Genomic DNA, 20,414 nt, shown 5'->3' with positions numbered 1-20,414 from the left:
GCATTCACGGAGAGATTCATGGCCGCTAAAGACACCACACTGAAAACCGCTTCTGTGCTTGCGTTCGAACGTAAGCTCGATCCGTCCGATGGGTTGCTCTTCGCAGGGGATTGGAGTCAACGCGACAGCTCGTCAGCCTGGACACCGATCACCGTCCGAGAAAAGTCGGTTCGAGGTACGATCTCGAATCGCCTGAAAACGAAAGATCAGGATCCAGCCAAGCTCGATGCAGCGATCGAGAACCCGAATCTGCAGACGGTGGACGTGGCCACGTTGCCCGCCGATGCCGACACGCTCAAGGTGAGCTTCACGCTTCGGGTTCTGGGTGGTGCCGGAACACCCTCGGCTTGCAATAACGCCGACTATCAAGCCAAGCTGTTAAGCACGGTCAAGGGTTATGCGGAGGACAACGGCTTCAGCGAACTTGGTCGCCGCTATGCGCACAATCTGGCGAATGCCCGTTTCCTTTGGCGTAATCGCTTGGGCGCCGAGCAGGTAGAAACACGCGTGCAGCACCTCTCCCAAGGCCAAGCCATCACGACCTGGACCTTCGAGAGCTTGAAATTGTCGCTGCGCGATTTCGACGCCACGGTGGATGCCAAAAACGACTTACAGGCCTTGGCCGCTCTGATCACCCAAGGCTTGGCTGGGAAAACCCATGTGCTGCTTCAGGTAACCGCTTTTGCCCGCGTGGGCGCGGGGCAGGAAGTGTATCCCTCCCAGGAACTGATCCTCGACAAGGGCAACAGCAAGAAGAGCAAGACGCTCTATGGCGTGCAGGGAGTTGCGGGAATTCATTCGCAGAAACTGGGTAACGCGCTACGTACCATCGACACCTGGTATCCGGATGCGACCGAAGGTCTCGGACCCATCGCGGTCGAACCCTACGGCTCGGTGACATCGCAGGGCAAAGCCTATCGTCAACCCAAACAAAAGGTTGATTTCTATACCTTGCTCGACCGCTGGGTGTTAAAAGATGAAGCCCCAGCCCTTGAGCAGCAGCACTTCGTGATGGCCAACCTGATCCGTGGCGGCGTATTCGGCGACGCCGAGAAGGCCTAACGCCATGGACCATTACCAGGAGTTGCGGCTGCTGCCCGACCCCGAGTTCCCAACGACGGTGTTGCTGAGCGCCTTGTTCGCGAAGCTACACCGGGCACTCGTGGATCTGCCGGAGCCCCGAACCGGCATCTCATTCCCCGGCTACGACGCCAAGTTGCCGGGGCTTGGAAATCGACTGCGCATCCATGGCAGCGCCGTCGCGCTCGACGCCCTTGCTGTTCGTCCCTGGATGAGCGGCATGCGAGACCACGTTGCGGTCGGCCCGATCACACTGACCCCGGTGACAGACCAAAGCGTGCTGGTGCGCCGTGTCCAGGCCAAAAGCAGCCCGGCACGCTTGCGGCGACGTTTGATTCGACGCCATGGTTTGAGTCCCGAGACCGCACTTGTTCGTCAGCCCATGCGCGACGGCAAACGCCTGTCGCTGCCCTGGCTTGAGGTCCGCAGTATCAGCACCGGCCAGCGCTTCAGACTGTTTATCGACCAAGAGGTTCGCCCTGGGCCGCCCATTCCCGGCAGTTTCAGTCACTATGGTCTCAGCGCTACGGCTACTTTGCCCTGGTTCTAAATTTCGGGTCGATAGCGATGGCCATCGGCCCGATCAGCTCGTCGCGAGGAGTTCGGTCGATGTGCTCGTGCACCGAAACCTAGTTGCTGAAGAGCACGGCACCAGTCGGAAGGGTCTGGCGTCCCAACAGGGATTGCCGGACCCTTTTTTTTACCAGCGATGCATGGCTCGTAGAATCATAAGCTTACGAGACTCGGAAATATTTTGGTTGGCGTTTGAATTTCGCCGCAAGTTCTTTAAAAATATGGTGTTAGGAAACTATCGCTGTAGTTCACTGCCGCATAGGCAGCTCAGAAATGGGCCAGACTGCGCGACTCGCTGCCTTGCGCGTTCACTGCCGCATAGGCAGCTCAGAAAGTGGGAGATCGCGCCGGAGTGGGCGTCGTTCGGTTCACTGCCGCATAGGCAGCTCAGAAAAGGAGGCGAGCGCGGCAGCATTGGCTTCGTAGGTTCACTGCCGCATAGGCAGCTCAGAAATTCAGTGGCAGACGGAGAGGTTGAGCGCTGGTCGTTCACTGCCGCATAGGCAGCTCAGAAATCCTGGGATACGGCGTTCAGCGAGCGGGATTTGTTCACTGCCGCATAGGCAGCTCAGAAAATTGCGCTAAAGAACGGGCGGTAATACGGATTGTTCACTGCCGCATAGGCAGCTCAGAAAGGAATGCGCGCCGGAATGATGAGCCTCGGCTAGTTCACTGCCGCATAGGCAGCTCAGAAAGACGACAACGGTCACGGCCTCGAGGCCTACAGGTTCACTGCCGCATAGGCAGCTCAGAAATCAGTGGACATCTTGAGCCCGCGGATCTCATCGTTCACTGCCGCATAGGCAGCTCAGAATAAATGGCATCGAAATCTTGACGTGCCTCTTGAGTTCACTGCCGCATAGGCAGCTCAGAATGTTTCCGCGGCGCTTGGGTGCCTCCTCGTGTTGTTCACTGCCGCATAGGCAGCTCAGAAAGCGCATAGACGCTTTCGATGTCCTGCGATCGCGTTCACTGCCGCATAGGCAGCTCAGAAACGATCCATAAGCCAGTTCGACCCGGTAACTGCGTTCACTGCCGCATAGGCAGCTCAGAAAGGAAGCTATCGAGATCTAGCTGCGTATTCCACCGCCATTTGGCCGGGGCCGTCGGATTCACGTAGGAGCACTAGCACACCCTGGCGCTTGGTTAACTATCGAGCAGGTCTCAAGAGCACCCACCGGATCAGGTCGGCTGGCGGGGCGTGGTGCGACGCGCTGGCAGCAGCTCATCAAGGCCGGGGAGATCGAGGCCAAGACGTTACGGGCTTGTGTTGCGTGCAGAGCACTGTCGGTCATACTTCGCCCATGACCATCCCTATGGGCTGCGAAACCGATCTGCGCGCCAATCTGCGACATCTTGAGCTCTCGAGACATGCCCAATCTGCAGTTTCTGTCGCCGTATCCTGTTCTTTAGGTCAAGCCGAAAACCGTGCGACCCTATTGACGCTGCCTCTTGTGCTATGCCAGAATCCAAAGGTTCGGATCTCTTGCAGAGTTCTGGGATCCCTTATCTTTAACAACCTGAATGCGCAGAATGAGGTCTAGGCGTCCCGCAAAAGCTAGCACCAAGGTGCTTCTGTCAGCGAGACGGCGTGTCAAACGACCTCGTCCCTGCGTTTGTCAAGACAACACGATGGATCTACATTTTTAGTGTAGACCGTCTCCTCCCAGGCAAGCTCATGAACTGAGCGCGTCATCCCCTTCCGCACCTGGCACAAGCCAGACACTGCGGCTCCTAAGTCCTACAGCTGGCATCACCAGCAATACTTTATTCGCTTCGGCGAACGTATCTAATGCCGCCAGGCAGTTACATCAGCGGTCGCTCCAATATGGATGACCCCGTAACCTCATGATCGATACTCCCATACTATTCCCAGATGACAACGGTTCTAGAGCGTCGCACCGAGAACGCTCTGACACAACCTCGTCACATCCTACCCTTGGCCTTGGTGTAACGCTTCGGCACTCGCCCCTTGCCGAGAATCGACACCATTGGTCGCTTCGGCGACCCCTCTATGCCTCCAAACACCTAGCGCAATGATTTCAGAATCGAAGTCTTTGCCTTTAGTTAATCTCGATATCGTATACGTCATCATGAAGCAACAATACGTCTGTTCTTGGCACGCCGATTCTTCGGTGTCCCCCTTCTTGGATGAGTCCTGCGTCCTATGCCTGTCCCAATTCTCGAGTTTTTCAACGAGTCAGATCATCCCTTCGAACCGAATCTAGAGATTGATGAGCGGTCCGTCATGCGCTTAGCGTTCGCTGTACTCTTTGACGGCAGCGGGCTATCACGCGTCCTGCAAGTCCTGCCACAGATGATGTCGGGTTCGCGACTGCTTCAGTTCTTGGGCGTCCCGGATCTGTCGCCCGACGCGACGCATATCCCGGACATCCACCAGCGACTGGTGGCACGCCGTGATGACGTCGGGCGATTCGATGGCCGCTTTGGTGAGGCCCTCGACCGAAGTTTGGAGCAGTTTGCAAGCCAGGTGGGGCTGTCGGTTACCGAGCAGCGGGTGCTCGGGTTCGCCACACTGCTGTCTCTGCGTCCGTGTCTCGCAAAACTGGCGGCCAAGGCATTCGGTGAGCTTGAGCATGTCGGCTTGGTCAATGTCAGCGCCCGCATCTTGGGTGCGAGTGACGCCGCGATGCGCACGGCGCTGGCCCCGAACGGAACCTTGCTGCGATCGGGATTGGTGAGCACCAACCGAAACAGTCGCGTGAGGCTGCATGAGCACTTCGAACTGTTGCCAGGAGTTGTCGAGGCCCTGTGCGGTGGCGAGGATACGATCGACGCATTGCTCTCGCGCTGGGTGCCCGTCGCCGCTCCACCGACGCTCTCGTTACGAGACTATCCCTATCTGCGCCTCGCGGCTGGGCTGACCCGCAAGACGCTCGCCGCCGGACTGCGTGCGCAGACTGTCGGAGTGAACATCCTCCTGTACGGACCACCCGGCAGCGGCAAGTCGGAGCTCGCACGCGTGCTGGCAGCAGCCCTTGATGTCGCGCTGTATGCCGTGCCGTGCGCGGACGAGCAAGGCGACCCGCTCGATGGCGCAAAGCGGATGCGTGGGTATCGGCTGGCGCAGAACGTGCTCGCCCACCGCGAGGACGCGCTGTTGTTGTTCGACGAGGTCGAGGATGCGTTCCCGACGCAACTCAGCATCCACCTCGGCAACGCAGACCTGACCAAGGGTTGGATCAACGACGCCCTGGAAACCAACCCTCGACCAACGATCTGGGTCTGCAACGGCCTGGCGGGGTTCGACGAAGCGTACGTGCGTCGCTTCACCCAAGTCATCGAGGTTGGCCTGCCCCCGCTTCCCGTGCGCAAACGGATGATCGTTAGTCAAACGCGAAGGCTGGGGATTTCCGCCGACTGGTGCATGCGGGCCGCCGCTCATCCAGGGCTCTCCCCCGCGTTGCTCTGCCAGGCGGTGCGAACGGTTGCGTCGGCGGGCTATCGCCGCGTGCCACAGCGCGAAGCGGCGCTAGACACCCTTCTGAACGCCAGCTTGAACGCAATGGGACAAGGGCGTCTGCCGTCACGCACACGCAACGATGTGCTCGACTATCGCCCGGAGTACCTGAACGCCGACCAGGACCTCCTAGCGCTGCTTCGGAGCCTGCAACGGGATCCACGCGGTCGGCTGGTTCTGAGCGGACCACCCGGGACCGGGAAGACGGCATTCGGCGCCTACGTGGCCCGGACGCTCAAGCGTCCGGTCTTGCTCAAACGCGCCTCCGACCTCCTGTCGGCGTTCGTTGGTGGGTCGGAGCAACAGATCGCAGGCCTGTTCGAAGAGGCCTCAGCATCACGGGCAGTCTTGCTGCTCGATGAAGCTGACAGTTTTCTGCGTGATCGGCGCTTCGCACGACAAGCTTGGGAGGTCACGCAGGTGAACGAGTTGCTGGTGCAGCTCGAGTCCTACGACGGCCTGTTCATTGCCTCGACCAACCTGTTCGAGTCCTTCGATGCAGCGGCCTTGCGCCGTTTCGATCTGAAGATTCGCTTTGGCTATCTCCGTCCTGAACAGGCCTGGCTCCTGTTCAGAGTCACCCTGCGACAAGCCGGTCAGCGCCTGACGCAATCGCAGTGGTGGCAAAACAGGCTGGCGGCGCTCGACACCCTGACTCCCGGCACGTTTGCGACGGTGATGCGTCGCCAGCGTCTACTCCAGCAGCCACTCACACCACAACGCCTCCTTGATGCCCTGATCGCCGAGGTGAGCGGAGCAGAGACCACGCTGGCACGTCCCATGGGATTCATGGCCAATCTCTAACCATGACACCTCACCACGCGCAGCCGGTTGAAAAAACCGGCTGCGCGTGCGTTTTCACTCACGACTGGAGTGCACCGCATGCACTGTACTGTTCCGCCTGATCCGCGTCGGCAAACGGAGTCGCAACACGGTTACCAACAGGACCTGACTGTCCCTATGCCCCACCCTGCCAACATTGAATTGCTCTGAGACACACACATGTTCGATCTGAAGCAAAAATACCTTGATTCGAATAATGAAGCGTTCCACACATTTATATTCACGGGCGCCTATCTAAGAGCGGTTTGGGCCAACTATGTCGGGATGCATCGTCTGCGCAATTTGCTCAGCCTTCTTGGAGTCAATGCGGTTCTGCTAGTCTACGCTCTCCTGGTGCTTCTGCTGCCTGTTCAGGAATGGCTATACGGGGATGCACAGTACAGATCCGTACTGCTCACATTGATTGCTGCCAATGTCATCTACGATATGCTAGCCAATGTCGAGTGGTTCTACATCGCACGCTCGTGCGAGACATCGTCCTTCAAGACTGAACTCGTGCTTGTCAGTGACCGCATGACTATTGATGACCGACTTCGGCGACTTCGTGAAAAAGGTGACCCTAAGGCACTCGCTTTTGCTGAACGACAGGCTGCGTCTTACAAAATGGCCGGGGAACAAAGTCTGTTCTGGGTGTGCGGGAAGAAACTCGTAGAAAAGAAGAGCGGACGTTGTTGGAAACTGTATGAGGGCGAGGCGAACGATTACGAAGAAATGCTAAAGCAATGGAACCCGGATAAATTTGAAAAGGATATTATCTTCATCGCTGCCATCCAGGAGCTTGTCGATCGACGTTTGCCGCTGGAAAAGCGGGAGCAGATTTGGAATCGAATGTTTCGGGCAGGTTTGTACATTCGTCCCTGTTCGGAAGGCGGTTCGGCTCTGCTCCCTGGTGAGGACGCCTTGATTGTTTAAGTCGTCTGAAAAACGTGGATGGAGCCATTCATGAAGACGATTTGTAATGAATCCACATCCGCGCTTGACTAAGATTCAATAAAGAGCGAAACGATCCTTCCATCATCGCCCTACCCCATCCGGTGCGCGTGGATGCCGCCATTGGTAAGCCAATCGATACGCTGATGTTCGAAAACCTCAAGGGCATGGAGGGTTACGTCCTGAAGGCGATGCTCAGTATCAGAATAAGCGTTGATTGAGACGGCTTCGGCGGCGACTTCAACAGCAAGTCGATTGATTAAAGCTTTAATGGCCCCGGATACAATCGATTGATCAGATTCACCAAGGTGTAGTGTCCCGCCTGATTGATGGCTAGCTCTTCGCGCGCCTGCACCAGATGCAGCAGCAGGACCAGGATCGCGCTTTCGACCAGGGCGACCAGGGTCGTGTAGAAGCTCACGCCCAAGGCGCGGGCGATCTCCCCGAGCGGTTGGGTCTCGGCGGTCGGGTCGATCATCGCCAAGGCGAGCGCGATGCCGATCACGGTCCCGATGAATCCAACGGTGGGGATCAGCCAGACCAGATAGCGCAGCAGGCTATAGCGCAGGTCCACGCGGTGCGCCATGAGTTCCAGGCTGCTGTTGAGGACGCTGACGGTCTGATCGACCGAGCGGCTGGCCTGAAACTGCAGGATGCACAGATCGACCAGGCCGGGCAGGAAGCCCTGCTCGCCGTCGTGCCGATTTGCCACCCGCGCGCGGATGGCCGGTAGGTCATGGGATTGCAGCACCACCTCGTAGGCTTGCGGCAACAGGCCCTCGTCGAGCATTGCGTGCTCGTGGACCGCGCTGCGCCAGCGGCAGAAGACCTCGCCCAATCCGATGAACAGGATCAGATGCGTGAGGTTCTGAACCGTGAAGGGATAGACAAAGGGATAACCGGGCGGCGGGTTGGCTTGATGATCGAGCAGCAGTATCGCGGCCGGGCTGCCGGCGGGCAAGGCGAGCGTGAGAATGCCGATGAAGAGCATCCCGGCTACGATCGCGAGCGCCAGGATGGCCGTTCGCCGGGGCTGTTTCCACAGGATCGTAGAGAGCTGCGTCACTGGCCGCACTCCGGACAGGAGGTGCCGGCGGACTTCACGCAACCGCAGACGCAGCGGATCAGGCGACGCCCCTGCGCCAGGGGCGAGCCGTCCCCCGGTTGGGGGTCAGCGGGCGTGGCCGGGACCGCCGATTTCAGGCGCAATGCCTCGACGAGCGCACGGACTTCCAGCGTCACCACTCCAAAACGCACCCGATCCAGTGGAGACACCAGGCTTTGGTGGATCCGCCGAGGCTGTTCGTCGGATCCGAGCAGAAAGGTGCCGTTGGTGCTTTTGCAGTCGGTTAAAAGGAGCTTCCCGCCCTCGAGGAAGGTGAGCTCCGCATGTCGCGCACTCACCGAATCATCGGCCAGCGGGAGATCACAAGTCCGCTCCCGACCGATCGAGAAGGTGTGCCGGGGCCTGCTCATTCGGACTCCGGCATGACGTCGACGGGCGCATCCAAAGGGGTCGGGGCATCTCGCTCAGACTCGCCGGGCTGCAAGACCACCTCGCTCGAATCGCTCGAGATCGACTCGGGGGACACGACGCCCTCCTCCTCACGCGCGACCTCGTCCGGCAGCGGTGCAATTGGACTGGATGAGTCCGTCGGATGGGCCTCGGATTGTGCTTGCCACCAGGTCCAACCGAACCAAGCGGACGTGCCCGCACCCAGAGCCAGCACAAGCGACACTGCGACAACGGCAAGCCGTCGGCTGCGACGCGGCAGGTCTGGCGGGGCCGACGTGACCTCGGGCGCGGTGGTCAGATCGTAGGCCAGCACCGCGACCGTCGCGTTGTCCTGATGCTCAAGTGCGCGCGCGCGCACCTGCTCGATCAGGGCATCCGCGGCGACTTGCGGATCGCCCGCTAGCGGGCCCGCCAACTCATCGAGTGTCAAGACTCCATCGACACCGTCGCTGCACAACAGCAACCGGTCGCCGGGTTGCAGCGCCAGCGCACGCCGATTGCGGTCGACCAATGGAATCTGCGCCAGACCCAGGAAGCTGGTGAGCGCCTCGCGATCCGGATGCGCCATCGCCTCATCCGCTGTCATGTCGCCCACGTTGACCTGCTCCTGAAGCTCGCGGGCCACATTGTGGTCTTCGGTACAGCGGGTGAGCGATCGGGTGGCACCGCTATACAGATAGAGCCGGCTGTCGCCGACACTGACCCAGTGGAGCCGGGACTCGTGGACAGCGACCGCCACGAGGGTGGTGCCGACCTCAGCCTCGCCGGCGGTCGCCAGTGCCAGGTCATGGACGACCTGGTTTGCCGCGCGCAGGGCTGTATCCAACGCCTTGGCTACCGGCACATCACACGGCTGCGCAGCGAAGCTGGAGCGAAAAGTCGCGACTGCAATCCGGCTGGCCTCGCGTCCGGCCTGCAGTCCGCCCATCCCGTCGGCTAAGACCACCAGCACGGTGCCCGCCGGATGCGCGCCGGTGACCGCGCAACCGTCGAAGGCAAAGGCGTCCTGCTGATCGGTGCGCGCGCCGATCCATTGAGCGTTGCCCGGTCGCAGGATCGGTATCTCCTCAAGGAGGTTGGTGGAAGCAGGCACCGCAGCGTCATCCGCCTCGCCATCATCCAGACGCACTGTGGCGGCAGCGGACGACACCGGTCGACTCACCATGCTCCGATCCCTCCAACATGCAGCTCGGTCTGTCCAACTCGTATGACATCGCCATCGTGCAGCGGCGTGGGCGCGGCCAACGGGACGCCGTTGAGCAGGGTGCCATTGGTCGAGCCAACGTCCGCCAACAGGACTCGCCCCGCCTGGGCCGTCAGACGTGCATGGTGTGCCGAGACCTCATCGTCATCGCACAGCGCCAGGTCGCAGCCGCCGGAGCGACCGATGAGCGCCGAAGGCGCGAGGAGGAGCCGAACCAACTCGCCGCGGCGCGCACCGCTCTTGAAGGTCAGTGCCACCGACGGCCCCGCAACACGCGGGGGATGCGGTGGCTCTGGGATCGGCGGCCCGGGTGGTCGAACCCCAGCCGGATCGACGGGATCGACGGGATCAAGCCCCTCGAGCGGATTATTGGGAATCGTTGCATCGACGGAGGGCGCCGAGCGGCGGCGACGCCGGTGAATCAGCAGACCCAAGAGCATCGCCAGCGCCGCAGCAACCGGAACACCGATCCACCAGGGCACACCAGAGTGCAGCCGCTGGAGCGGATCTTCCGCCTCCGCCGACTCGATGCCGCCAGCCCCGTTCACCTGCGCGGCGGGTGGTGCCGGTACCGTTGACGGCTCGTTGTTCTCTACACCGGCCTGCGCGTCGGGCTCAGGCGGCTGATCGTCTCCAGACACCGGAGCAGGTTCGTCCGGTGCGGTCGCCTCATCAGGGGCAAGGCCCGCAGCGGCCAGCGGATAGAGCCGCACGTCCACGCTATCGGCCAGGGTCAGACCCTCAACGGTCAGCGCAATCCGCAAGCGATAACGAGTGCCGTCGGCAACACAGGTTGGGCAGCGCAGGTGCACGCGCTCCACGGCGCGGATGGCCTCGCGCATCGCGGGATAGGCCAAGCCGGGCTCTCCCGAGCTGGCGTCGACAAACATCCCACCCGAGCGACGGGCGAACCGTCCCATGGTGGCGAGACCCCGCTCCCGTTGCGCCGCATCCCGCACACGACTGAACCCGATGGCATAAATAGGCACCGGGCTGTCCGCTAAGCGCGCCTCAACCTCCTCGATCGTCATTCCACCCGGCGCGTCGTCGAGCCCGTCGCTCAGGATCACCAGTGCGCGGCTCGTCGGCAGCCGCTCACCGCGTTGTTGCCCGAGGGCAAGCCCCTGCGCCAAGGCCTCGTGAAAGGCGGTGCGCGGATCCCTTGCCTCCAGCGCGTCCAGCGCCGCGGTCAGCCGGGCACGCTCGTCCGTCGGCGCAACGACGGTGCGAACGTCGGTGCCGAAGGTCAGGATCGCGGCCTGGTCATGTTCGCCCATCGCGCCGACCCAATCGTGCAGCGCGTCGCGGATGCGGCCGAATTGGGCCGCATCGAGCGATGCCGAGATATCCACCAGAAAGACATAGAGGACACCCTCGCCGGTCTCGGCGAAGGGCGTGACGGAAATGACTTCGGCTGGATGCGCGCCAAGCGTGGCTTGCAGCGGTCCGATCCCGCCGCCCGGGACCGGATCACCGGTCTCGTCGCGCACCGTCACATAGGCCGTGAGATCGGTCCCCTCGGCCAGCGCCTGGACCAAACGTAGACTGGTCGGCACGGCGTCCGGCGGACCCGGCTGTGGGTCCAAGCCGGCCTCAGCCAGCAGCGCCGACGTCGACCCAGCCAGCAACAGGCCCGCGATCAAGCCGGCAGACAACCGCATGCGCAGCGGCCGAGCGCCGGCGTACCGACCCTCGGTAGTCATGGTTTAGCCTCGACCGGCCAACTAAAGGATTCGCCGCAAAAGGGCATGAACAAGAGCGTCGTCTCGCCGAGCTCGATCCGATCATAGGGGTTCAACTCAACGGCGAGCGTGACCTCCTCGTCGTTCAGATAAACCAGACCGCGACTGCCGCCGGGCGCCAAACGGAAGCTCTGCCGCTTGGGGTTGAAGCTGATGACCGCGTGGTTCTCGCGGCTCACGGTCGCGTCCCCGGTGATGGCGACATCCATGGTCGGGGCACGGCCGATGAAGTTGCGCTCGGTGTGCAAGCGATAATCTCGACCGCGCTCCGGCCCCTCGACACACACCAGCCAGCCGACCACGGGATCGACCCCGCCCATCCGCTTGGCCCAGACATGCCGCGTCACGCCCGGGTCGCGATCCAGCGCAGCGCGCGGCGGTGTCCCGATAGCGCGCGTATGTCCGGGATCAGCCACCGGACGACTGTCCTCGACGACACCCTGCAGCGGTCGCGTTGCGCCCAGATCCAAGGCCACACCGCAGAACGGACAGCTCGTGTGCTCCTCGTCGTTGTAGAAATGGCCGCTGCCGCAGGACACCATCGTCATGTCACGATCTCCATCATCCTCAAGGGTTCAATTCACACTAGGTTCGGGGTGCGGGACTTCGGAGAAGGCTTGGGTGCGCTTGCGAACCCCAGTCGCGTCGGTCGATCACCGTTCAAACCACTCATCGCATCGACACACCGCCCCGCTCATCCACTCGGATGGTTGCAATACGTCGCCGCTCGCCAAGACGGGACAGGTTCACATCATTGAACACGACACTGCCGTCACGGTGGAACAAGCGCCCTCGGACCACCACCGGCTTACGGGCATCGCGAATCCCGTAGAGCTTGACCTCGATCCGGTACTCGCCCGCGGGGGCGTCGCGGATCTCCCACACCTCGTTGCCTGGGCCGATGATGCTGTCCTCACTCAGCTCGCCCGGGCGTCCCGGGATGGTCTTATGTCCATCCCAATAGAACTCCGCACCGCTCGGGTCGATCACATGCAAGTCAACGTCGTCGAGCGTGTCCCAGCGCACGTAGAGGACCAGGAAGGTTCGGGCGAGCTGCCGCGCCAAGTCCTCGGCGCGCTGCGCCTGACGCTCCGCTTCCGCCTCGGCCCGGCCGGCCTGCGCGTCGGACGCCGCCGCCTCGGCCCGAGCGGCGCGCAGTGCATCCCGCAGCTCGGCGATGGTGCGACGCAGCTCGGCCTCGTCCGCCGTCCGTCCGGCGTGCGCCCTCGCCGCCTCGGACTCCGCCCGCGCGGAGCGCAGGGCCTCCTCGAGGTCGGCGACACTCCGCTGCAAGACCTCCACCCGCGCCTGTTGATCGAGCGCATCCTTGTCGTAGTAGGGCAGCAAGATCACCATAATGATCAGGAAGGCGGCCATCGCCCCCGCGATGACATCGAGCATCGCCAGATTGACGGTGCTCAGGGACTGCCGGCGCGGCATCATGGAGCCGCGTCGCTCCTCTCGAACCAGATCGCCAGCGCGGTGTAATTATCCTGACCGGGATGAGTCCGACCGCGTAGACACTTCTCCATCAAGGTCAGCCACTGCCCCGGGTCGCCGGCCTTAGCCAAGGAGACCTCCATCTCGGCCTCGGTGACCGACTCCCAAAACCCGTCGGAACAGAGCAAGCACGCATCCCCGTCAACGAGTGCTAACGGTGCCTCCGGAATACCCGGACGCAGCGGTTTCTCATCGCCAAGCGTGCGGAGCAATCGATTGCGGTCCTCGTGAAAACGCACCGCCTCCGGTGCCAACTCGCCGGCTCGCACCAGCGCCTGCGGAACACTGTGATCCTCGGTCTGTACCAGGATCCGCCCCGCGCGAAACCAGTACAGACGGCTGTCGCCTAGATGTGCCCAGAGCGCATGCTCGCCGTCGCTTGCCAGCACGACCACCGTGGTGCGCATGCCACTCAGTGCCGGCTCGGCCCGCTGACGGGCGCGAATCGCCCCGGCCGCGTCGGTCAAGACCGCCATCAGATCAACCGAACCGAGCCCGGCGCCCGGATCCAGCGCGCCGAGTAGCGTCTCCACGGCGATCCTCGCGGCGACCTCGCCACCACCGTGGCCGCCCAACCCGTCGGCGACCACCCACACGCCGCCATCGTCATCCTCGCGAACGCCGTAGGCATCCTCGTTGTTCGCGCGCGCACCGGCCTTACAGAGAGTCGCGCTGATGAAGTCGCAGCGGGTCATCGATGATCGACCTCGAAGCTGATTTCAGGCGTCGCGAGACAAAACCGCTCACCCGCCCGAAGGGTCCGGGTATCCCCCGGCGCCAACGCAGCCCCCTTGGTCTCGCCCTGCATCAGAAAGACCCCGTTCGTCGACCAGCAGTCTTGGAGCAAGAACGCGCCCCGTTCCTCATCGTAACCCACCAAGGCATGGCGCTGGCTGATCGCCGCCTGATCGCGCGGGATCACCAGCTGAACCATGGCAGGATCACGCCCGATCGCAACGGATCCGCGTCCCAACGGGATCACCTGCCCGGCGTAGGGACCGGTGAGTCCGCGCAGGATCGGCTGACGCGCCGCCGATACCGGAGGCATCGCAGGCACGGGGCGCTCCGGGCGTCGGATTCTGGTCAATTGGTCGCGCACCAATGCCCGACCGGGCGCCGTGGCGATCAGCCCGAGCGTCCCGAGCGCGATCAGGGTGATCAGCACCAAAGCGATCAGCAGCCCCGGCTCGCGATGCCATAACCGCGTCAGCGCAAACGGACGACCGGTGTCGACCCGATAGCGGATCCCGGCCTGGTCGAGCATCGGCAGGAGGCTGTCGCTGAGCACCGCCCAACCCAAGCCCTCGCCGCTCGGCACCCGACGCATCACGACGTCGCCGTCATCGCCGAGCGTCGGCACCTCGACCTGGGCCTTGAGTGTATTGACGCCGACCACCCGGCCCACTTCGTCGAACAAGGGACCGCCCGAGTTGCCCGGATTGATCGCGGCGCTCACCTGCACCAGCCACGGGCCTTGGGTTGGATCGACGGGCGGCGGCAACAGGCGCCCGACCACCCCCACCGTCATGGTCGGGTCGGCCAGGGCCGTCAACTCAGCCAGCTCGTCGGCATCGCCGGGAAATCCGACCGCAACCACCGGATCGCGCTGGCGCAGGGTCGCCGCTGTTGCGAAACGGGCATCCGGGCGATCGGCCCGTCGCGCCAAACGCAGAATCGCCAGATCCTTGTTCTCATCATGTCTTTGAACCCATGCCTCGACGAGACCGCTGTCACTGGCGCCAAGCATGACTGAAGCCTGACCTCCGTCCGCCGTACAGGCGACGACATGCCAGTTCGTGACTGCATACTGGCCGTTGGCCACGATGAATCCAGAACCGGTTGAGATGAAGTCCGGTGCCTGATGACAGATCACCCGCACGGTCACCGCGTTCATGGCAGCGGTGAAGCCCGACCCGTCGGCCAAGGCAGAAGTCAACCATGAGAACGCCAGGACGCACCCAACAAACAGGCCATGCAGAATAGGGAATGAGCGACTCATGGCGCCTCACCCATCCGCCCGCCGATCAGTTTCGTATCTTTGGCAACCATACGAGCCCACCGGCGCTGCATTAACGGCCGAGCAATGCATCGAGCGCTTGCTGGGCTTCAGAATCACCCTGCTCGGCGGCCTTGCGATACCAACTCACTGCCGCCCGGTCGTCCTGCGCCACCCCGCGACCTTCCTGGTACATCCAGCCGAGATTGAATTGCGCGTCGGAATCCCCCTGTTCAGCGGCCTTGCGATACCAACTCACCGCCTGACGATCGTCCTGCGCTACACCCCGGCCTTCCTGGTACATCCAGCCGAGATTGAATTGCGCGTCGAAATCCCCCTGCTCAGCGGCCTTGAGATACCAGCTCACCGCCTGACGATCGTCCTGCGCTACGCCCCGGCCTTCCCCGTACATCAAGCCAAGATTAAATTGCGCGACGGCGTGCCCCTGCTCGGCGGCCTTGCGATACCAGCTCGCCGCCGCCCGGTCGTCCTGCGCTACGCCCCGGCCTTCCTCGTACATCCAGCCAAGATTGACTTGCGCGTCGACATCTCCTTGCTCGGCTGCCTTACGGTACCAGCCAACGGCCCGAGCATCATCCTGATCGTTACCTCGTTCCGCGTACATCCACCCGAGAAAAAACTGTGCAATGGCATCACCCTGATCTGCCTCTGGTTTCCATAAATCAATGGTACGGTCACGAAGATCGTCGCTGGTTGGATCTATTTCTATTCCAAGTGAAATCCATTTCCATGCGTCATCAGAATTTGAACGTAAAAAAGCACTATTAGAAAGCTCAATATATTTTTTCGAAATCTGACTAAGACCAGCTGATCTAATCTCTTCCTTAGTTAGTAAAACTCCACTCCAAATGCACTTTTCGCCAGATTCCAATATCGATAGGATTTGCTCAAGTGTGCCCTTAGCATGCACACCTGACGGGTCGCTCGTCAGAGCAAACCGGTCTAAGTTTGCAATAAATTGCCGTTCCAGATCGGACAGTTCGGGCGGGCAATTAGAAGGAACCAATTGAGATTTTGGTGGCGTCGTTAGTGTCGCGTCATGAATGTATCCCTCGCCGCGCACGAGACGCACGTAATAGGCGTTTTTCTCACCGTAGTTGTCAATATAGCCATTACCGAAGTAGACACTCCAAGCGGTGTTGGAATTTCCGGCAAAGCGCGAAGACGACCAAAACCACGCTTCACCTGCTCGCGGAAAGGCGACTTGATCGATCGTCGGACGCGAAAACCCACCCCCACAGGAATCACCTCGATTATTCCAAGTCTTAGGCTGGCCACTGGAGCAATAAACCAGGGTCACCAACTCTTCCTTCGTCGGCACGCGCCAATCGGCATGGCCGCCGAAAGACAGCCCCCGTGGCTGCCGCATCGCGTCATCCCAAGTCAGCTTCAACGCGGCTCCGTCGCAGGTGTCGCCGTTCCAATGCTGACCTTGGCTGCACCGCATCCACTGTAGGTTGGTGGTGGTGTCCTCGATGATGGCGCCGTCCGGACCCAGTGGTTGGTAGCGACCGGAGATGAGATCCGGCGAAACGGGTCGTGAAGGCGAAGTCACTGGCGAGGTCTCGGACAAGGGTGGATGTGAGGGCGTGGGCGCGGGCGTATTAGAGGACCGTGTTCCAGATGAACTATCCGTGAACTCAGGCGCCGTTATGTTGGCAAGTATCAACAGAAACAGTAATGAGCTTGCCGCAACAAAGATAATGGTACCGCAGCCGAGCCGCCCTTTTCGCATCGGTGTTGCTGTCGAGACATAAACCGGCTCGGGAGAACTGATAGCCATACTGGAAGACGATGGACCGTCTGGCTCGGATTTCGGAGTCGAGGCGGTCGCGTTGCCGCCCGCTCCCCAGGCCTCCTGCATGCCGTGCATCGTCGGATACCGCGCGGCGGCTCTCACCGCCAGCGCCGTGAGCAAAACCGCCTCCTGCTCCGGCGTGATCGCGATCCCCAGCCGCGATGGAGCCACCAGCTCATCCTCATCCAGCCGATCCAGCGCCTCCGGCGGGGCGCTCCCAGTGATCGCCCGATAGAGCGTCGCCGCCAACCCGTAGACATCGGTCCATGGCCCCTGCTTGCCACGCGTGCGGTACTGCTCTTCCGGCGCATAACCGGGCTTAAGAATGATCGAGAGACTGCGACTGTGCTCCCCGGCGGCAAAGCGCGCGGCGCCGAAGTCCAACAACTTCACCCGCCCCTGACCCGTGATGTAGATGTTGTCCGGTGACAGATCCCGATGCAGCAGACCTTCCTTGTGCACCGCGCGCAGCGCGTCCATCACGGGCTGCAGCAACCGCCACGCCTGCTCGACCGGGATCCGTCCGCCGGGTTGACGCTCCAGATACTGCTTGAGCGTCAGCCCCTCGACATAATCCATCACGCAATAGCCGGTCCCGTGCGCGCGGAAGAAGCTTTTGACGGTGACGATGCCGGGATGCTGATCGAAACGGGCCAGCGCCCGTGCCTCCTCCAGAAAGCGATCCAGCCCATAGGCGAACTGTTCGCCCGCTTGGCCAGAGTAGACCGCCAGACTCACCCCGTCCGGGGCACGCGAGGCGCAGTCGCGCGGCAGATACTCCTTGATCGCCAGGCGCAGGTGCAGGTTCTCATCCCACGCCAGATAAGTGATGCCGAACCCACCATGGCCAAGCACGCGGCCGATGCGGTGCCGTCCATCCAGTAGGGTGCCCAGGGCCAACGCCGGCGCGGGGTTGTCGACGCCCGGACGCCAGCCGCAGTGCGGACAGGGTGTGGCGCTCAAGTCGCCGAAGCAGTGGGGGCAGGCGGAGGGAGATGCGGCGTCCATGAGTGCGGTTGATCCTGATAACGGGGGCGGCCCAGCCGTGACCCCCAAACTTTAGCACACGGTCTGCGCGGGTTAACGCAGATAAGCCATGCGCAACCGAAGGGATGATCTGCCTCAGTTCTGGACGGGCGGTGATGTCTCGCAAGCATCAACAAGGCCAGCAATACATGCCGCGATGGTGAGAACGGTCCGAGCAAAAAACACAAAAAGCAAATCACTGTCCGCCACGCACCAACCGAACGCGGACGTCGGCGCTCTTGCTGTAGAACCCGCCATGGCCGTCGAAGAAGTGCACGCGCCAGGCGTTGACGGAAAAGAGCGCGCCGGTCGAGGAAGACCACAACCAAAACCACCGGGCTGTCGTATCTGGGAAGGCGACGTGGTCGATGGTCGGGCGCTCGAAGTCTCCTGTACACTGAGCCCCCGTATCGTTCCACGTCTTCGGCTGACCACTGGAGCAATAAACCAGGGTCACCAACTCTTTCCTCGTCGGCACGCGCCAATCGGCATGGCCGCCGAAAGACAGCCCCTGTGGCTGACGCATCGCGTCATCCCAATTCAGACTCGCCGCTTTCCCGTCGCAGGCGATGCCGTTCCACCGCTGGCCTTGGCTGCACCGCATCCACTGCAGGTTGGTGGTGGTGTCCTCGATGATGGCGCCGTCCGGACCCAGTGGTTGGTAGCGACCGGAGATGAGATCCGGCGAAACGGGTCGCAAAGGCGTAGGCGAATCGTCTGTCTCATCGATCTGGCTGAGTCCCACCAAGGCCAGCACACTGATCGCGATGATCACCAGCAACCCGCCGAGACCAAAACGCCCTGAGCGGTTGGGCGATGCCCCTTCTGGCTCGGATGCCGGCGCCGCGGAAACCGGTGGAGGTTTTGGCGACTCAGGGCGCGGCGCGCTGGCCGCCGGCTTCTCTTGCGCGCGTGCGACCGCGCCCCACGCCTCCTGCATGCCGTGCATCGTCGGATACCGCGCGGCGGCTCTCACCGCCAGCGCCTTTAAAAGAACCCGCTCTTGATCTGAGGAGATGACGATCCCGAGCTGCGATGGGGCCACCAGCTCATCCTCATCCAACCGATCCAGCGCCTCCGGCGGCACCGTCCCGGTGATCGCGCGATAGAGCGTCGCGGCCAACCCGTAGACATCGGTCCATGGCCCCTGCTTGCCACGCGTGCGGTACTGCTCTTCCGGCGCATAACCGGGCTTGAGGATGATCGAGAGACTGCGACTGTGCTCCCCGGCGGCAAAGCGCGCGGCGCCGAAGTCCAACAACTTCACCCGCCCCTGACCCGTGATGTAGATGTTGTACGGTGACAGATCCCGATGCAGCAGCCCAGCCTGATGCACCGCGCGCAGCGCATCCATCACGGGTTGCAACAACCGCCACGCCTGCTCGACCGGGATCCGTCCGCCGGGTTGACGCTCCAGATACTGCTTGAGCGTCAGCCCCTCGACATAGTCCATCACGCAATAGCCGGTGCCGTGGGCACGGAAGAAGCTCTTCACGGTGACGATGCCGGGATGCTGATCGAAACGGGCCAGCGCCCGTGCCTCCTCCAGAAAGCGGTCTAGCCCATAGGCGAACTGCTCGCCCGCTTGGCCAGAGTAGATCGCCAGACTCACCCCGTCCGGGGCGCGCGTGGCGCAGTCGCGTGGCAGGTATTCCTTGATCGCCAGGCGCAGGTGCAGGTTCTCATCCCACGCCAGATAGGTGATGCCGAACCCGCCATGGCCGAGCACCCGGCCGATGCGGTGCCGTCCATCCAGTAGGGTGCCCAGGGCCAACGCCGGCGCGGGGTTGTCGACGCCCGGACGCCAGCCGCAGTGCGGACAGGGTGTGGCGCTCAAGTCGCCGAAACAGTGGGGGCAGGCGGAGGGGGATGCGGCGTCCATGAGTGCGGTTGATCCTGAAAACCTGGGATTCCGTTCGCGACTCTCCGAACTCTAGCACAGAGCCTGCGTTTTGATCGCGACAGGGTCATGATTGAAGGGCTTCAGGACGAACGCCGTCTATCGGCAGACCAGCGCGAAGCCGAAGGGAACAAGTCGTCGTTGCGGAGGAATCTGCCCAACCCCAGATGCCGACAACTCTCGGTCGAAAACCGGATCTGAGCATCATAAACACGATGCTGCACGCAATGAGACGAGTAAAGACGCTACGACAGTGCCTCACGAACGGTCTCGAGTATTCCTGGCGAGAGATACAGGCCATGCGTCTTGACCAGCGCTTCGACCTTGCGCCAAGCGTCAGAAGCGCTCAGGCAACCGCGCTTGCGGGCAAGCAATAGGATGCCGATCGTTCCGATGGGTTGCAGGCCCATCTGTTCAGCTTTGCGTCGGGCCAGTAGATCGTCTAGCCCAACCAGGCCGATGCCCGAGTCTCTCGCCAGGACCATGACTTCCAACTCGCCGGCATGAAGGCTGCCGATAGCCCCGTGGACGAAGGCGCTGCCGATGTCAGATAGGGGCGTCACCCGAATGAACGACGGAAGGGGCAATGCACCAATTTCGGCGACAACCGCCTGAGGTATCAGGAGTGCTTCGAAGCAATCCGGAAGGAGGGTGAGCGCGTCCACCTTGGCTAAGAAAATCAGTGGACTGGCATTGATGACCAGCTTCATGTGCCAGTCTCCGACGGATCGCGCACCAGTGCAATATCCTCCAGAACATCCGTGTCGTCGATGGCGAAACCGGACCCGAAATGCTCTTTAAGGC

The 20,414-nt window shown here is 62.0% G+C and carries 15 protein-coding genes and 1 CRISPR repeat array; of the genes, 4 read left to right on the top strand and 11 right to left on the bottom strand.

Annotated elements, in window-relative coordinates; translation table 11 throughout:
* The first annotated feature begins 18 nt into the window (after positions 1-18).
* The 4 genes from csy3 to CKO25_RS18905 all read left to right on the top strand — a co-directional run bounded on the left by csy3 (position 19) and on the right by CKO25_RS18905 (position 6,889).
* Positions 19-1,062 carry a type I-F CRISPR-associated protein Csy3 gene (gene csy3 / locus CKO25_RS18920; protein ID WP_200389514.1) on the top strand — a complete coding sequence of 348 codons (1,044 nt, stop codon included), beginning with the start codon at positions 19-21 and terminating at the stop codon, positions 1,060-1,062.
* A 4-nt stretch (positions 1,063-1,066) separates the two neighbouring features.
* Positions 1,067-1,630, top strand: a complete 564-nt coding sequence (gene cas6f, locus CKO25_RS18915) for a type I-F CRISPR-associated endoribonuclease Cas6/Csy4 (protein ID WP_200389513.1) — start codon at positions 1,067-1,069, stop codon at positions 1,628-1,630.
* A 269-nt stretch (positions 1,631-1,899) separates the two neighbouring features.
* A CRISPR array of direct repeats spans positions 1,900-2,708; the repeat unit is 28 nt; unit sequence GTTCACTGCCGCATAGGCAGCTCAGAAA.
* 1,112 nt (positions 2,709-3,820) lie between these two features.
* Entirely contained in the window at positions 3,821-5,938 is a 2,118-nt protein-coding gene (locus CKO25_RS18910; protein ID WP_242467748.1) for an AAA family ATPase, read from the top strand.
* A 198-nt stretch (positions 5,939-6,136) separates the two neighbouring features.
* On the top strand, positions 6,137-6,889 hold the full coding sequence (locus CKO25_RS18905) for a hypothetical protein (RefSeq protein WP_200389512.1): 753 nt from the start codon (positions 6,137-6,139) through the stop codon (positions 6,887-6,889).
* 277 nt (positions 6,890-7,166) lie between these two features.
* Here the strand turns inward: CKO25_RS18905 and CKO25_RS18900 are convergent, their stop codons facing one another.
* From CKO25_RS18900 to CKO25_RS18850, 11 genes are all read right to left on the bottom strand, one after another.
* A complete protein-coding gene (locus tag CKO25_RS18900; protein ID WP_338115179.1) occupies positions 7,167-7,973 on the bottom strand; it encodes a MotA/TolQ/ExbB proton channel family protein in 807 nt (268 codons plus the stop codon).
* The gene (locus CKO25_RS18895) at positions 7,970-8,383 is read right to left on the bottom strand and encodes an FHA domain-containing protein (RefSeq protein ID WP_200389511.1); all 414 of its coding nucleotides are present in this window, start codon (positions 8,381-8,383) and stop codon (positions 7,970-7,972) included. The genes CKO25_RS18900 and CKO25_RS18895 overlap by 4 nt, the downstream gene beginning before the upstream one ends.
* A complete protein-coding gene (locus CKO25_RS18890) occupies positions 8,380-9,588 on the bottom strand; it encodes a PP2C family protein-serine/threonine phosphatase (RefSeq protein ID WP_200389510.1) in 1,209 nt (402 codons plus the stop codon). The genes CKO25_RS18895 and CKO25_RS18890 overlap by 4 nt, the downstream gene beginning before the upstream one ends.
* Positions 9,582-11,330, bottom strand: a complete 1,749-nt coding sequence (locus CKO25_RS18885; RefSeq protein WP_200389509.1) for an FHA domain-containing protein — start codon at positions 11,328-11,330, stop codon at positions 9,582-9,584. Before CKO25_RS18885 ends, CKO25_RS18890 begins: the two co-directional genes overlap by 7 nt.
* Positions 11,327-11,917, bottom strand: a complete 591-nt coding sequence (locus CKO25_RS18880) for an FHA domain-containing protein (protein WP_200389508.1) — start codon at positions 11,915-11,917, stop codon at positions 11,327-11,329. The genes CKO25_RS18885 and CKO25_RS18880 overlap by 4 nt, the downstream gene beginning before the upstream one ends.
* Positions 11,918-12,038: 121 nt before the next feature.
* Positions 12,039-12,812 (bottom strand): YfaP family protein, encoded by a 774-nt coding sequence (locus tag CKO25_RS18875; RefSeq protein ID WP_200389507.1) that lies wholly within the window; start codon positions 12,810-12,812, stop codon positions 12,039-12,041.
* Positions 12,809-13,564 (bottom strand): PP2C family protein-serine/threonine phosphatase, encoded by a 756-nt coding sequence (locus CKO25_RS18870; protein WP_200389506.1) that lies wholly within the window; start codon positions 13,562-13,564, stop codon positions 12,809-12,811. The genes CKO25_RS18875 and CKO25_RS18870 overlap by 4 nt, the downstream gene beginning before the upstream one ends.
* Positions 13,561-14,868, bottom strand: a complete 1,308-nt coding sequence (locus tag CKO25_RS18865; protein WP_200389505.1) for a trypsin-like peptidase domain-containing protein — start codon at positions 14,866-14,868, stop codon at positions 13,561-13,563. The genes CKO25_RS18870 and CKO25_RS18865 overlap by 4 nt, the downstream gene beginning before the upstream one ends.
* A gap of 70 nt (positions 14,869-14,938) precedes the next feature.
* On the bottom strand, positions 14,939-17,692 hold the full coding sequence (locus CKO25_RS18860; protein ID WP_200389504.1) for an Lcl domain-containing protein: 2,754 nt from the start codon (positions 17,690-17,692) through the stop codon (positions 14,939-14,941).
* Positions 17,693-17,906: 214 nt separating this feature from the next.
* Positions 17,907-19,592, bottom strand: coding sequence for a protein kinase domain-containing protein (locus CKO25_RS18855; protein WP_200389503.1), 1,686 nt, complete (start codon positions 19,590-19,592; stop codon positions 17,907-17,909).
* A gap of 263 nt (positions 19,593-19,855) precedes the next feature.
* Complete coding sequence (locus CKO25_RS18850) at positions 19,856-20,320, bottom strand: PIN domain-containing protein (RefSeq protein ID WP_200389502.1); 465 nt, start codon at positions 20,318-20,320, stop codon at positions 19,856-19,858.
* Positions 20,321-20,414 lie beyond the last annotated feature (94 nt).

It is taken from the genome of Thiocapsa imhoffii, assembly GCF_016583985.1.
GTDB lineage: Bacteria > Pseudomonadota > Gammaproteobacteria > Chromatiales > Chromatiaceae > Thiocapsa > Thiocapsa imhoffii.
This window is presented reverse-complemented; position numbering and strand designations above follow the sequence as displayed.